General features: G+C 42.9%; 1 protein-coding gene. It reads right to left on the reverse strand.

Annotated elements, in window-relative coordinates:
* A partial coding sequence (locus GFU89_RS23270) for a condensation domain-containing protein (RefSeq protein WP_318849389.1) occupies positions 1-275 on the reverse strand: 275 nt, incomplete at both ends.

Raw genomic sequence — 275 nt, forward strand, 5'->3', positions numbered from 1 at the left:
AGATCTTCAACAAGCTCATCAAAGCCATAACCTTTATACCTGTAACCGTTCATTGTCGTATCACGAACATCTGAAAGCAATTGCGTAAAGCTGTCATCTGAGGAGAACCTGCTGCGGATAGCTAGGGTATTGAGGTAAAAGCCAATCTGGTTGTCAAGGTCAATATGGTCACGACCTGTGATCGGACAACCCAAAATGATATCCGTATCTCCACTGTAGCGGTACAATAATACATTGATACTACTCAGCAAAGACATATACAGCGTGGATCCTGA

It is taken from the genome of Chryseobacterium sp. JV558 (assembly GCF_033712365.1).
Taxonomy (GTDB): domain Bacteria; phylum Bacteroidota; class Bacteroidia; order Flavobacteriales; family Weeksellaceae; genus Chryseobacterium.